The sequence below is a fragment of the beta proteobacterium MWH-UniP1 genome, assembly GCA_036362785.1.
Lineage (GTDB): Bacteria > Pseudomonadota > Gammaproteobacteria > Burkholderiales > Burkholderiaceae_A > Lacustribacter.
On sequence record CP143625.1, the window covers coordinates 495,353 to 509,544 of the forward strand.

Below are 14,192 nucleotides of genomic sequence, written 5' to 3' on the forward strand. Positions count from 1 at the left end.
ACAACCCACAAACAAGAGGGGAGACAAATACATGCTCTCATTGACCAGCCTGGGCGGTGCCGGCACCGTCACCGGCTCCAAACACCTTATCACCCATGGCAATACCCGCATCTTGATCGACTGCGGACTGTTCCAGGGATTGAAAAACCTGCGCGAACTTAACTGGCAGCGCCTGGCAGTTGAGCCCAAGGACATCGATGCGGTCGTATTAACGCATGCGCACCTGGATCATTGTGGGTATCTGCCCCGATTGGTGCTGGACGGGTTCCGCGGGAAGATTTTCTCGACCTCAGCCACGCGAGATGTCGCCGAACTCATCCTACTCGACAGCGCCTGGTTGCAGGAGAAGGACGCCGATTTCGCCAATCGAAAAGGATTTTCCAAACACAAGCCAGCCCTTCCGCTGTATCGGGTTCGGGATGCAGAACGTACGCTCCTGCAGTTCAAACCGGTGCCGCTGCATCAAGAGACTGAATTGCCGGGCAATGCCCGTCTACTGCTGCGCAGCGCCGGTCACATTCTTGGGGCGGCGACGGCTCAGATCGACATTGGCGGCAAGCGTTTGGTGTTCTCCGGCGACTTGGGACGCTTTGACGACATGGTCATGCCTGATCCTGAACCAGTCACGGAAGCGGACTACATCATCATCGAGTCCACCTATGGCAATCGTCGTCATGACCGTTCCGATGCCGTCGAAGCGCTGGGCGACATCATCGAGCGCACGACTCGCCGCGGAGGCACGGTGGTAATTCCCGCTTTTGCCGTGGGACGAGCGCAGTCGTTGATCTACGACTTGTGGCTGCTGCGACAGCGCGGTCGGCTCCGCAACGTGCCCGTCTATCTGGACAGTCCGATGGCCACCAACGCAACTGTGCTGCTGCACCGCCACTCCGACGACCACAAGCTCACGCAACACGATTTCGAGGCCGCATTTTCGGAAGTCAAATACGTGCGCGACGTTGAAGAGTCCAAGGCACTATCGGCGAATCGCTACCCCAAGGTGATTATTTCCGCCAGCGGCATGGCCACCGGTGGCCGCGTGTTGCATCACATAGAAGCGTTTGGCGGCATTCATCAGAACACGCTGCTGTTCTCTGGATTTCAGGCCGCAGGTACGCGCGGACGCAAACTGCTTGAGGGCGCTCGCGAAGTCAAGATTCATGGACGCTGGATGCCGATCAATGCGGAGGTCGCCGAGCTTCCGATGTTGTCGGCTCATGCCGACAGCGATGAACTGATGCGATGGCTGGGCGGCTTTACCCGGGCGCCGGAAGGGGTGTTCATTGTTCACGGTGAATCCGATGCCTCCGAGGCGCTGCGCGAACGTATCCAGCGCGAACTCAAATGGCACGCATCGGTGCCCATGCAAAACCAGGAGTTCGCCCTGTGAGTGCCCGCATCACTCCCCAGACACCCGCCTTGCAAGCATTGCGCATGCGACTGCATGCCCAGCATCAACCCGTCGTCTTGATGCGTACCGATTGCCATGTCTGCCGTGCCGAAGGGCTGGCACCGCGGTCACAGGTACTGATCATTGCCGGCGACCGCACTGTGCAAGCGCTACTGTACCAAATCGACAGCGATCTGCTCAAAACCGGACAGATCGCTCTGTCCGAGGCCGCCTGGGATGCCCTGGACATTCATGAGGGCGATCTTGTGCAGGTTCGGCATCCTCCGCTGCTCGAATCGTTGTCGGCCGTGCGTGCGCGAATTCACGGCCACCGACTGCAAACGACGGAGTTGCAGGCGATCGTCCGTGATGTGGTCGATGGTCGCTATACCGATGTCGCACTTTCGGCCTTCCTGACCGCAACGGCGGTACTGCCTCTGGATATGCAAGAGACCATCCATCTCACCCGTGCGATGGTCGATGTCGGGGATCACCTGCAATGGCAGGCTCCGATTGTTGTGGACAAGCATTGCGTGGGCGGATTACCGGGAAATCGCACCACGCCGTTGGTGGTTGCCATCGCCGCAGCCAATGGATTGGTGATGCCCAAGACCTCATCACGCGCCATCACCTCTCCCGCTGGCACCGCGGACACCATGGAAACGCTGGCTCCTGTAGACCTGGACCTGGATACGCTCAGAAAGGTCGTGGAGAAAGAGGGTGGATGCGTGGCGTGGGGCGGCGCGATGCACCTCAGCCCCGCGGACGACATCTTCGTGCGTATTGAGCGTGAACTGGATATCGACACGCAAGGACAACTGATTGCCTCGGTGTTATCCAAGAAGATTGCAGCAGGGGCGACCCACATCGTGATCGATATTCCGGTTGGGCCAACCGCAAAAGTCCGCAGCCGGGAAACTGCCGAGCATCTTGCGCATCACCTTTCGGAAGTCGCCGCGTCATTTGGCCTTGTATTGCGTTGCCTGTTTACAGACGGGAATCAGCCTGTCGGCAGAGGTATCGGCCCGGCGTTGGAGGCGCGCGACGTGTTGGCCGTATTGCGCAACGAGGCGGATGCGCCGCAAGACCTATGTGACCGCGTGGCGTTGGTGGCGGGCGCGGTGCTTGAGCTTGGCGGCGTCGCCAAAGAAGGGGAGGGACTTCGGTTGGCTCATGAGACGATCAGCAGTGGCCGCGCGTGGGAAAAATTTCAGAGAATCTGCGCGGCTCAGGGGGGATTTCGTGAGCCGCCCCAAGCTCTCTATGTCGAACCGCTTTTGGCAACCACTTCAGGCCGAGCAGTACACATCGACAACCGTAAGCTTTCTCGTTTAGCCAAATTGGCCGGTGCGCCTGAGAGTCCAGCCGCAGGGATTCAATTGCAGGTGCGCTTAGGTGACGAGATAACACGCGGACAACCATTGATGTTTTTGCATGCGCAAACCTCTGGAGAGATGGCCTATGCACTCGCATACGTACAAGGCATTGGGGACATTGTAAAGATTGAACCTTAGCGCCGTGGATAAACAGGGCTCTTGAATGCTCGGTCAAACACAGCCCGGCCTCTCGTTTGGAAAAGTTGAACGCCTACATCTCATGCTCAAGAACATATGAAAAAACATCGCTTAAAAGAAGTTTTCAACCTGCATCGCGTGGAGCAAACAGAAGGAGGTCGTCAGCGCCTGAATAGGAACATTGCTCATGGAACTGCGGCACCTGCGTTGCTTTATCGTTTTGGCCGAAGAACTTCATTTCACACGGGCGGCTGAGCGTCTTCACATTGAGCAACCTCCTCTGTCCCGCGCCATCAAGGAGCTTGAGGACGAGTTAGGCGCTGTGCTCTTCGACCGGGACCGCCGGGGCACCCGACTGACCGCTGCGGGTGCCGTGTTCCTGCAGGACACTCGCCGGCTATTCACCGTCCTGGAGCAGGCCCGCGAGAACGTCAAGGCTGTCGCGGCGGGCTTGCGAGGCAGCCTGCGCATCGCCGTATCCGACGGCGCGCTCGATCCCCGGCTGTCGGCGTTTCTAGCCCGTTGCCGTGCCGAAGAACCCGAGATCGAGATACGGATGTCCGAAGTGCCTTTGGCCGAGCAGTTGCGCGGCCTGCGCTCGGGCGACTTCTGCATCGGATTCGCTCATACCGCCGACGTCGGTGATGGCATCGTCGCCGAACCTATCTGGCAGGACCCGCTGGTGGTCGCCTTGCCAGCCCGGCACGCACTGCTCGTCCACAAGGAGGTTCCACTCCATGAACTCCGGGGGCATCCTCTTGTCCTGTGCGATCCCCAGGTGTGCGAAGGCTACTGCCGCGAGTTGGCGCGCCTCCTGCAGACCCAGGAACACAAACTGAATGTCGTTGAGGAGGTTTCCTCGCTGGACATGATGCTCACCTTGGTCGGTGCCGGCTACGGCGTGGGCTTCATGACGGCGACCAAGATTCCGGTCAGCCAGCGACCGGACGTGGTGATCCGTCCATTGGCGCTGGATACAGCCGTGATCACCACCTACCTGCTTCGACTCGAAAGCAGCAACTCATCGGCTTCGCTGGTGCGATTTATCGACCGCCTCCGGGACCCTTCGAGCGACTGACGCAACGGACCGCACCACTTAAGATTGGGCATCGGCACGCCGGTGTTTGGTGCTTTGATAAGCAATCCCGTTTTACTAATTCCAGCCTGCGCCTTGCGGTAAAGATCTGCGGCGCATGCCCAGATCTCCAGCACAGACATATCAAGCCGCTTAAGAAGATGCGGGGGAGCGCACTCCAGGGCGTATCGCCATGCGGACTTCGCTCCCTCGGTCATGTATTCCGGCGGCTCAACCAGATCACCATCGGGTTTCGGTTCCCGTGGATTGGTTCTGCATTTTTGCAGCGTCCCTTTGATCTGCTTAACTTTTGTCGGTAAAGGTTTTCGACCCGCCATAAATCCTTATTAAGGGGGACCCCCCTTGTTTCAATTTGCACGCACAAAAATTTGGGCTGACGCGCGCATCGCCGCCACCCAACCGTAGAGATTTGATCCCCCTAGGGGGTCTAGCGCCTGCCAGCCGACTCTTTTGCCGTCTTGCGGTTGTGGCAAGAGACACAAAGAGGCTGCAAGTTGGCGCGATCGAACCGCGCACCGCCGTCTTTGAGCGGTACGATGTGGTCCACAACCCCGGCCGCAACGACGCGCCCAGCAGCCTCACATTGGGCACACACAGGCCTATCTCGCAGGACTTGGGCTCTGACCAAGCGCCAATCCCTGGACTGGTAGAAGCCGACCTCGGTGTCAAAGGCTCGCCTGGCCCGTCCGTAGTCACGATGCACTGCGACACGGTGCATTGGGCAATAACCAGGCTTATCGAGCACCGCCCCACAACCGGGGTAGCGGCAGGGAGTCGGTGCACTTTTGGGCATCACGGCAGGTAATCAAGAGAAAAGCAACACGGTGGCCTTATTGACTTGGCTTTCCTCGGAACTAGAGCGTTCATACGAACACCATCAACCAAGCAAAAGGAAGTAGCCATGTCCCACAAACTAACCACTACCCAGCAGGCCATCCTCACCCACGCTCATGAGCATCACGACGGAAAGGTCGAATGGTTTCCGGAAACCTTAAAAGGCGGCGCAAAAGCGAAGACTCTTGAGAGTCTGACCAAGGCTGGACTGATTGCACAACGCAAACGCGCGATTGTCCTTACCAAAGCCGCCTACGCTGCGCTTGGCATCGATCCGCCAAGCCCACCAGCAAAAGCACCTGGTGAAATCAAAACGCGCGAGAACAGCAAACAGGCTCAGGTCATCGCACTACTAAAGCGCCCGGAGGGAGCAACCATCAAACAAATCTGCGAAGCCACCGGTTGGCAGCAGCACACAGTGCGGGGTGCCTTTGCGGGTTCGTTTAAGAAAAAGCTCGGTCTCGTGATCACATCCAGTAAGGATGACAACTCCGAACGGGTATACCGAATCGCCTAACGCGATTCGTCAGCAAGCGCCTCATCTTCCACCGGCTGCTCGGCCCCATGCATCTGGGCCTTTTGGCCGGTGTACTCTTCCCAGCGCTTCACAATGACATCAACGTACTTCGGGTCAAGCTCAATGAGCCTGGCCCGACGTCCAGCCTTTTCACAGGCAATGAGTGTGGAGCCCGAACCACCGAAGGGGTCAAGGACTAGGTCCTTGGTCTTACTGCTGTTACGAATAGCCCGCTCAACCAACTCAACCGGCTTCATTGTTGGGTGCAGATCGTTCTTCGCAGGCTTTTTCACATTCCAAACATCACCCTGGTCACGCGCGCCGCACCAGTAGTGGTCGTTACCGTCTTTCCATCCATACAGGATTGGCTCGTACTGACGTTGATAGTCGGCGCGCCCAAGGGTAAAGGTGTTCTTTGCCCAGATAATGAATGTCGACCAACGTCCACCTGAAGCGCGAAACGCGTTCTGAAGGGTATCGAGCTCGGAAGAACTCATGGCCATGTAAACGGCGCCTTTGGTGTAAACGAGAATGTTGGCGCAGGCATCTTTGAGAAACTGCTCAAAGCCATCGCCCAGGTTGTCGTTCAAGATCGGGCGGTTTTTGCCACGCATCTTGTCTTTCGCTGTATTGGCGTAGTTCACGTTGTAAGGAGGATCGGTAAAGGTCATGTCGACCAACTCGTCACTCAGCAAACGCTTGTAGTCATCGAGCTTGGTGGCATCGCCACACAAAACCTTGTGCTCACCTAGAACCCATAAGTCACCAGGCTTCGAAATGGCCTCCACCACCTCTGGCACAGCGTCCTCATCGGTGAGGCCCTCTTTGTCTGTCTCTTCGCCTGCGATCAGCGCTTCCCACTCTTCTGTTGAAAAGCCCGTGAGTTCGAGATCAAAGCCTGCCTCCTTCAGTTCGGATAACTCAATACCCAAGAGTTCATCTTCCCAAGAAGCGTTTTCACCAATCTTGTTATCCGCCAGGATCAGGGCCCGACGCTGCGTGTCCGTGAGGTGGTCCATGGAGACAACAGGCACCTCAGCCATCCCTAGTTTGCGTGCAGCCAAGAGGCGGCCGTGGCCTGCGATCACATTGTTGTTTCCATCGACCAGGATTGGCGCACCCCAGCCAAACTCACGAATGCTGGCTGCAATCTGCGCAACCTGGGCATCAGGGTGTTGCTTGGCGTTGCGTGCGTAAGGAATCAACGCCTCAACAGAGCGGTACTCTAGCTTGAGTGGGTTCATAGGGCCTTGGAAAAAGAAAAACCCGCGCAAGCAGCCTTGGGCGGGTTTAGGGGATTCAGAAATGCAAACGCCCACAGGGATGATCCGTGCGGGCGCTTTTTTAGCGATTAGTGAAAATGTACATCATCGATATATACCGGTCAAGGTTTTTTTATCGTGAATATCCGTAGTGAACGGCAAGCATGCCAAGTGCGGCCACCAAGATGCCTTTGGCCTCGTACTGATTCAGTGTGCGTCCGTTCCAACCTTCAAGCAAAGACCACTCTTTAACACTTCGGCCAAGGCCAGCCACATGCCAGACCGCACACCCACCCGGGCTGCAGACGCCGCCAACCGCATCCAGCGCTTGCCCTAAGCGCTTTCGTGACCACGCGACGCGCTCGGTAATGGTGTCTTGCCAATGGCCACCCGGGATACGATCAAGCGGCGGCGAACCCACGGGGTTGAGTTGGGCGTAGACAAAGTTGCGGTTGAACTCCTGCCCCGCATCGTGCATCTCTTGCGTAATCGCTCCGTTTTTCAAAAGCAGGCCCAGGCTATCAACGCAGCGAAAGTGTTCGGTCCGATAGCTCGTGCCTTCCTCCTCTAAAGACTCCCACTGCGCGACGCGTCCGCCAGGCAGTTCAACAACGCTGCCATGCATTAGAGGCTCAAGCTTGGGGTGCTTCTTACCCATGGCTTGCCTCCTGATCCATGGCCCAGTGAAGGATGGCAAGAGCATCTGCTTCGTTGTCATCGGCTGGCTGATAACCCTTAGCCAGCATGGCTTCAATAACGAGATCTTTACCGGCGTTGCCCTTGCCAGTGGCGTGCTTTTTAATGGTTGCGACCGGTACGCCCAGGTACGCAACCCCATTGGCCTCGCACCACGCAGACAACTGTCCTTGAAATGCACCATAGGTGTGAGCGGCCGCCGTGCCTTTGTGGGCACGAACCTCCTCAAAGTAAACCCGGGCAATCGGCCCGCTTTGTTCATGCAACTCCGTGAGCCACCGGCTAAAGCGCAGCATCGACATGCCACCACCCTCAAAGCGTCCCGGCTTAAATCCGTGACTTCCCGAGTGGGTCAGTCCGTTGGCCTGCAAAGCCCATCCGGTCGTTTGTCCTAGGTCAAGCGCCAAGATCACGCCCAGCGGTGATGACTCCGTTGCCAATGCCGGTTTGATGCTGTCTGGCGGCAGCTTTGTGCGTATGCCCATGGGCGTGTCCTCCTTTAAGTGCACGAGGCGACTTGGAGGAGCACCACTGCACACCGGGTCAGGGTCTACAAGGCTCCTTCACGTCCGAAGATCGTTCGGGTACGTGTAACGACTTATTTCAATACTTCATTCTTTCAACCTAGATCCCATGGTGGTGGGTCTATAGATATTTCAATATTTCATTCTTTCAATATAGATACCTTTTTCTTTTTCTCTCTTTAGATGTGTCTAGGGACCCACTTTAAAAATGTATATATAGGATGTGGCTTTGAAATTTGAAGAAATTGAAGAAACTCCGGGCTGCACCCACAACCCATTGATTTACATGACTTTTAGCCATTGCGTGGGCCTGCCTTTCGCTTGAAGTAATAGCGACTCCACAAGCCTTGCCTCAGCCAAGGTGCGCAGCACCCCATCTCGTTGGCGGTGATCCATGAACTGGGTTCGCCTGGTGAACTCGCTTTTTGACATTCCGGCTTGGCCTGCATCACGCAAAATCTGCAGTGCCCGCTTGTGGTTTGACTCCACCAGGTTCTCAGAGACTCGAGCGGACGCTTCGCGGATGGTGAGCTCAGCACAGTGCCGTGAGAGCATGATCCCCCAGTGGGCATCGTGATCTTCGATCTGCGGATCAATGGGGTCACGCGATACAGCGCGTATCAAGGCAAGCTTGGTGGCGTTTTCCTCAATACGCGCCAAGATTGATGAGTAGCCCGTGCCCCGGGTTGTTCTGAGTCTCGCCACCAACTCATCATCTAACTGCCTAAATGCAGCCTTTGCAGCCGGTGTCATGGGAACAACTCGAGGGTCCACCATGACCTCGTCGATGGCACCTACATCGGTCAGGTTGCCGCTTAACTTGCCTCCACCCGTGTGAATCAAGATCAGCCGATCGATAAGGTCTTGCGGCGGATCGATGACACCGAACTGCTCATTGCTGTCGGGAAAATCCTCTTCGCTCTCCATGATCAGAAACCGCGCCAGCGACCCATCGGCCACGTTGGATGCCTGTAGCGCCTGCCAAAAGTGCAAGGGCGTTGTGGTGCCGTAGATGCAGGCGCATGGCTGGTGAATCGCCCGGTGGGAGTTGTTGTGCTGATTGCTTGCGTACTCGATGCCGAAATAGGTCGTACCTGCAGTGGTGTAGAGCTCGGTCATCAGATCCAAGATCTCGCAGACATACCGTGGCGATCGTTTGCGGTCGGCTGCCGCAGACAAAAACATGCCGAACTCATCGAGCTGAAACAAGATGGCAGGCTGGCGTTGGATCGCGTTTAAAAGCCCCGAGCCCGAGGCAATCTTATTGCCACCCAAGTACTGCAAAAGGCCCGCCTTGCGAAAGAGCTCATTGACCACGACACGGCTGTGATTCTTGCCCGCACCACTTTCCGCGATGCCCACCACATAGAGATTTGAGCGGGTATTGCTCTCAGTGCGGTACTTGCGCCCCATTAATGCGCCGATGGCACACAAGCTCGCACCGAGCGCTAACACTGGTTGCGGACGTTTGGCGGTAGCGGCCATAAAGGCCATCAGATCAGCGATGATTCCGCCCACCTTATCCCACCCCACGGGCATAGGCTTTGGCGGGGGTGGGAGCACCTGCTGTTCTTCAATGGTGATCGGATCTGCCGCCTGCAACGACTGCAAGAACTCCTTTGCCGGGTGGTGGCCGTTGACCACGATCTCACCATTTAGGCGAATCTCGGCAGCAGGCTCCCAGCCGTTATCAAGGGCAAGCTTATAGATCGTTCCAGCCCCGATCCGATCAGGCGCAAAGCCACGCCATGTCTTTGCCGTGAACTTCGGGTCGTTCTTTCCTGAGGAAGCTGACCACGCATCAAAAAGCGGCCAGCCCTCATCTCCAAGCGCACCCTTGATCGCCAGCCCAATCCGAACCCAGCTGTCGTAATCCAGATCAGCGTTTGGAATGTGTTGTAAGGCATCTTCGACCGCCTCAAAGGTTCCCCGTTGTTCTGGCAGTGTCACCTGTTCTTTAACTGCGGTGTGCCCGGCCACCAAGGTCTGGGGCCGCTGCGCCGGAGGTATGAGTTCATAGGCTTGCTTGGCAAACTCACGCGCCTGGGCCTCTGTGATGGCTGGCAACTCGTCCGGTGTGAGATCGGCCAGAGTCGTGACGGGCCACTCATAAGGCTTGCCCGTATCTGGGTGTACCCCGTACGCAATAAACTGCTGCCCGACGCCCAACACCTCGATAGGCGGGTACTTAAACCCGGAGAATGGCTGCGCTGCGCGGTAGACCAAGAGCCGTTTGGGCGCATGTCCGATGCGAACCGCCGGGGTGTCGCCCAAAAGCCGCTTGGCCAAGCCCTCAATCTTTTCAGCGATTTCTTTTGAAAACAGAACATCAATATCAATGCCGATGACTCGGCCAGCGGCAATACCAATACCCGCCTGCGGCCAGTTACCCCATATGTCGACCTCGTTATCGGTGGTGTCACGCTCGCAGTGCCGACTCCACTTGGGATACTCGTGCCACTTGCCCTTGCGATAGACGCCCGGCTTTTTGGTGTTGGGTTGAATGGGCAGAATCGGATAGCCGCGATCGACCAATGTGGCCCCTAACTGAGCCATGTAGTTGTTGTTTGTCATGGGGCTCCTTAAAACGGTGGGTCATCGCCATAAGACTCCCGCAAGGAGTCTTGAAACGATGTCACGATCACATCAATCAACGTCGCCCACTCCTGCTCGGTCCAGGTCACCAGATCCGTTTTGCCGGTGAGTTCCACGTAGACCCCACCATCCCGACTGGCAGCAGCAAGCGCCGTCTGTTCGTGTTTGTTTGGGTTAATCATTCCTTTAAGCCTGCTTCCAATATCAAGGCAGCGCATAGAGCAGTACTCCGTGCGCGGCCCCTCTTGTCTGGTTAAGGCGGGCTCGTAGCCAAAGCCTCGGGGTGCCCGCCGACATATCGCGCAGATCACTGAAAGCGCGCCCCGACAACCTCCATATAGCGGCCTGATGACCGCACTGCGATCTCGGCTGGGCACTTCAACTGTTGCGCGCAGGCCAATGCGTCATCTACCCGCTTGGGTAATGGCAGCCCCGGTGCGCGATTAGCCCACCAAGAGGCAGCCTTTTGCCGTGGATAGCCGGTGTGCTCGATACAGATCCATTCGCTGTGGTGAGCCAGGCCACTCCAGTAATCAACTCGCAGTGATGGGGGCTTGCCGGGCTTGTCATGCTTGGCATAGCTCACCCGAGTGACAGGCACCCATTGCGAGTTGCGGTTACTCAGAATATCCAGCGTGCTGGCTTTTGTATCGATCTTGAGCTGTGGTGGCGGGAAGATGTGCCCGCAGTCCGGACACTCGCGCACCGATGCATGAACAATACTGTTGCAATCAGGGCAGGCTTTCGTTGGCGCAACGCCATCGTCACCACCTTTAGGGCGCTTAGGCTTTACAGCATCTATGGGGCCGTGGCGCGCGATGTTGCCTGCGAAGTCCAAAACCAAGCAATCGGTCTTGCCTGGTGCAAGCCTGCAACCCCTGCCCACGATCTGCACATAAAGACCTGCCGACTTGGTGGGTCGAAGCATCGCAATCAGATCCACTGCCGGTGCGTTAAAGCCTGTCGTCAAGACATTGGCGTTTGTTAGGCAGCGAATCTTGCCCGCCTTAAAGTCAGCGATGATGCGCTCACGCTCATGGCTTGGCGTATCCCCCACAATCGTCTCGCAACTGATGCCACGGGCGCGAATCGCATCACGAACGTGGTGAGCGTGCTTCACTCCAGCGCAAAACACAATCCAGCTCTTGCGTGTCTTGCCGTACTCCAAGATCTCATCGACCGCCGCCTGCGTGATGCTGTCTTTATCGACAGCCGCCTCAAGTTCCTTGGCGACAAACTCCCCGCCTTGGGTCCGAACCCCGGTAACGTCAAGCTCGGTATTCATCTTCTTGGAAACGACCGGTGCCAAATAGCCCTGATCAATCAACTCCCGTACGGTCGCCTCATAGGCGATGTCGGTAAACACGGCATCGTCGCCCTCATGCAGAAGACCAGAGTCGAGGCGATACGGGGTGGCCGTGAGCCCAATGACTTTGAGATCGGGGTTGAGTCTTTTGAGCCCGGCCAGAAAAGAGCAATACCGGGTGTTGGAGGTCCGGGGGATTAAATGCGCCTCATCAATCAGAACCAGATCGCACTGCTGCACCTCATAAACGTGTTTGTAGATGGACTGAATACCCGCAAACAAGATGCGTGCATGGATATCGCGCTGCTTTAAGCCTGCCGAGTAGATTCCAGCCGGGGCGTCGGGCCACAAGCGCATGAGTTCCTTGTAATTCTGCTCGATGAGCTCTTGCACATGGGTCACGATCAGAATGCGTTGATCAGGGTAGTTCTTTAAGACACCCTCTACAAACTTGGCCATCACCAGCGACTTGCCCCCGGCGGTCGGAATCACAACAAGCGGATTACCGGTGCTTTCGTGAAAGTAGTTGTAGATGCCATTGATGGCGGCGTCTTGGTACGGGCGTAACGTGAGTGTCATACGGTTGCTCCTATAGTCGGTTGCGTTTGCTTATGAATGCCAACGTCTCGCCATAAGCGGCCGTCAGCCATCTGGTACTCCACCCACTGACTGCCAGCATCCACTTGGATGCCGCAGACTAGCGATGGCAAAAAGAGGTGGTGCTCACACGCCTGGCGCTGATCCATCTCGCTTAGTTTTTTTTGGTGGCGCTCGCACTGCCAGCCGCCCTCAACCGGGCTTGAATGCAAGCAGGTGCGGCAGTTGATCTCGGCCGCTGAAGGCGCCGCGCTTGAGCCATGACAAACCGCTGCGTGATCACACATACGGCACTGATACCAAGAGGGGTCCTCTGAGATACGGGCAGGCGCATCTTTGGCAAAGATGATCCGCTCGGCCTTTGCAAGTAAACCCTTGGCGAATTCCGTGTCGACCTCCACACGCTCGATGTAAAGGTCGTCGTTGTCTTTGTTGACCGCCATGTACATCGCACGCGTCATTCCCATGAGATGCATATAAATCTGCATCTGTGCGAAGTGCTGGGGTTTACTCTCGCGCACGGTCTTAGCCACGAGATCGTTAAAGCTTTTATTGGAGTGGGTCTTGAACTCCAAGACATGCCACGTCTTGGGTGCCTCTAGCAGTTTGATGGCCACGCCATCTAAAGATCCGCCGAAGTGCCCGCCATGGGCCTGCACACGAAACTGCCGCCCTGTTTCCGGGTCGACTTCTAGCACCGTGGCACCGACACGACGAAGGTTCAGCACGAGCCTGGCTTCTTCCAACTGTCCAGTTTCAAAGAGCCGTAATAACCGGCCCTCGTGCTTGGCACGCGTCACCCAGCGAAAGTCGTAAAAGAGCGCCCGCTCACAGGGCTTTCCGATCAGCGAGGCGCCGAGGTGACTGCGAAAGCCGTCACCGCTATCGGCCTCATACGCGGAGAAGATGGCCTCACGCGTTGCGCAAAGCTTGATTGGCAACTCAGCCATGACTGGCCCCTTGGGTATCAGCCAGCTGCTTTGCGCGCTGAACCAGGCTCGCCCACTGCTGATCATCAAAGTCAGAGCGAACCACCTCGATGATGGCGTCTTTTAACTTCTCACGGGGCTTGTCGCAGCCAGTATTAAATTGCGCCAGGCGGGCATTGATCAGCGCCTGCTCCTGTTGCTTTAAGCGAAGCGCTGTCTTTGCCCTGTGATACCAACCCGCATCCAGTGTTTTCTTCTCCGCCTGCCGACGAATGTCGGTCGTGGCGATCTGAATCCGTATGGATGAGATTTCACCCTGCAAAGCGGCAAGCCGCTCCTTGCAGGCTTGTGCCGTCTCAGGAATACGAATCTGGTCCTGGGTGTGGAAGGTATCTGCCATATGCTGCATCTCCATTTACGCCTGGCGTTTCCAAGGCAAGCCGTTGGCAGCCGGTGCGTTGGGCGTTGCCACCACACCTGCTCTTGCCACTGGTGCTGGGGCGGCAGCGGGTGTGCCAACGGGCTGGGCCGCGCCACTGCGGGGCAGATAGCGAATCGAGTTTGACTCGCCATACATGCCCTTTGGCGGGCGCACACGCACATCTGCAATCAGAGGAATCAGGTGCAGCTGCTCAGAGTTACTGACCTGGAGCTTGCCCACCGCTCGGCAGATCGATGACAGCGTGCGCTGCGCGATCTGAACGGTGTCAGGGTTGGCGTTAATGAGGTTGAGCCGATCGAAAAGCTTTCGGCCTGCGTACTGACCGTCCAAAATATCGAGCTCAAGATACAGATACTGGCCGTTGCCGTCCTTCGTCACGCGCATCTCAGAGTGTGTAATCTGGGCGAGGTACTTGCCGGGCGGGTAGATTTCGTAGCCATTGCTGGGTTCAATGGAAGATGCGTCAAAGGTTTGTCCTAGGGATGCCATT

At 56.9% G+C, this 14,192-nt stretch carries 14 protein-coding genes; 4 read left to right on the forward strand and 10 right to left on the reverse strand.

Annotated elements, in window-relative coordinates:
• Positions 1 to 31 precede the first annotated feature (31 nt).
• From AOB54_02400 to AOB54_02410, 3 genes are all read left to right on the forward strand, one after another.
• Positions 32 to 1,390: an MBL fold metallo-hydrolase gene (locus AOB54_02400; protein ID WVN42251.1), complete on the forward strand. Its 1,359-nt coding sequence runs from the start codon at positions 32 to 34 to the stop codon at positions 1,388 to 1,390.
• Entirely contained in the window at positions 1,387 to 2,904 is a 1,518-nt protein-coding gene (locus tag AOB54_02405; protein ID WVN42252.1) for a thymidine phosphorylase family protein, read from the forward strand. Before AOB54_02400 ends, AOB54_02405 begins: the two co-directional genes overlap by 4 nt.
• A gap of 187 nt (positions 2,905 to 3,091) precedes the next feature.
• Complete coding sequence (locus AOB54_02410) at positions 3,092 to 3,982, forward strand: LysR family transcriptional regulator (GenBank protein ID WVN42253.1); 891 nt, start codon at positions 3,092 to 3,094, stop codon at positions 3,980 to 3,982.
• A gap of 445 nt (positions 3,983 to 4,427) precedes the next feature.
• Here AOB54_02410 and AOB54_02415 read toward each other — a convergent pair whose 3' ends face one another.
• Positions 4,428 to 4,793 carry an HNH endonuclease gene (locus tag AOB54_02415; protein ID WVN42742.1) on the reverse strand — a complete coding sequence of 122 codons (366 nt, stop codon included), beginning with the start codon at positions 4,791 to 4,793 and terminating at the stop codon, positions 4,428 to 4,430.
• Between the two features lie 108 nt (positions 4,794 to 4,901).
• On the opposite strand from AOB54_02415, the gene AOB54_02420 reads away from it, so the two are divergent.
• Entirely contained in the window at positions 4,902 to 5,351 is a 450-nt protein-coding gene (locus AOB54_02420) for a DUF3489 domain-containing protein (GenBank protein WVN42254.1), read from the forward strand.
• Here AOB54_02420 and AOB54_02425 read toward each other — a convergent pair.
• The 9 genes from AOB54_02425 to AOB54_02465 form a co-directional block, all read right to left on the reverse strand.
• A complete protein-coding gene (locus AOB54_02425) occupies positions 5,348 to 6,595 on the reverse strand; it encodes a site-specific DNA-methyltransferase (GenBank protein ID WVN42255.1) in 1,248 nt (415 codons plus the stop codon). The two genes, AOB54_02420 and AOB54_02425, sit on opposite strands and share 4 nt — an antisense overlap.
• 151 nt (positions 6,596 to 6,746) lie before the next feature.
• Positions 6,747 to 7,271, reverse strand: coding sequence for a hypothetical protein (locus AOB54_02430; protein ID WVN42256.1), 525 nt, complete (start codon positions 7,269 to 7,271; stop codon positions 6,747 to 6,749).
• On the reverse strand, positions 7,264 to 7,794 hold the full coding sequence (locus AOB54_02435; GenBank protein ID WVN42257.1) for a hypothetical protein: 531 nt from the start codon (positions 7,792 to 7,794) through the stop codon (positions 7,264 to 7,266). Before AOB54_02435 ends, AOB54_02430 begins: the two co-directional genes overlap by 8 nt.
• Before the next feature lie 321 nt (positions 7,795 to 8,115).
• On the reverse strand, positions 8,116 to 10,407 hold the full coding sequence (locus AOB54_02440; protein ID WVN42258.1) for a PriCT-2 domain-containing protein: 2,292 nt from the start codon (positions 10,405 to 10,407) through the stop codon (positions 8,116 to 8,118).
• A gap of 8 nt (positions 10,408 to 10,415) precedes the next feature.
• The gene (locus AOB54_02445; GenBank protein WVN42259.1) at positions 10,416 to 10,610 is read right to left on the reverse strand and encodes a DUF6511 domain-containing protein; all 195 of its coding nucleotides are present in this window, start codon (positions 10,608 to 10,610) and stop codon (positions 10,416 to 10,418) included.
• 125 nt (positions 10,611 to 10,735) lie between these two features.
• The gene (locus AOB54_02450) at positions 10,736 to 12,313 is read right to left on the reverse strand and encodes a DEAD/DEAH box helicase family protein (protein ID WVN42260.1); all 1,578 of its coding nucleotides are present in this window, start codon (positions 12,311 to 12,313) and stop codon (positions 10,736 to 10,738) included.
• On the reverse strand, positions 12,310 to 13,281 hold the full coding sequence (locus AOB54_02455; GenBank protein ID WVN42261.1) for a PD-(D/E)XK nuclease family protein: 972 nt from the start codon (positions 13,279 to 13,281) through the stop codon (positions 12,310 to 12,312). Before AOB54_02455 ends, AOB54_02450 begins: the two co-directional genes overlap by 4 nt.
• A complete protein-coding gene (locus AOB54_02460) occupies positions 13,274 to 13,660 on the reverse strand; it encodes a hypothetical protein (protein ID WVN42262.1) in 387 nt (128 codons plus the stop codon). Before AOB54_02460 ends, AOB54_02455 begins: the two co-directional genes overlap by 8 nt.
• Positions 13,661 to 13,675: 15 nt before the next feature.
• On the reverse strand, positions 13,676 to 14,191 hold the full coding sequence (locus AOB54_02465; protein WVN42263.1) for a DUF669 domain-containing protein: 516 nt from the start codon (positions 14,189 to 14,191) through the stop codon (positions 13,676 to 13,678).
• Between the last annotated feature and the right edge of the window lies 1 nt (position 14,192).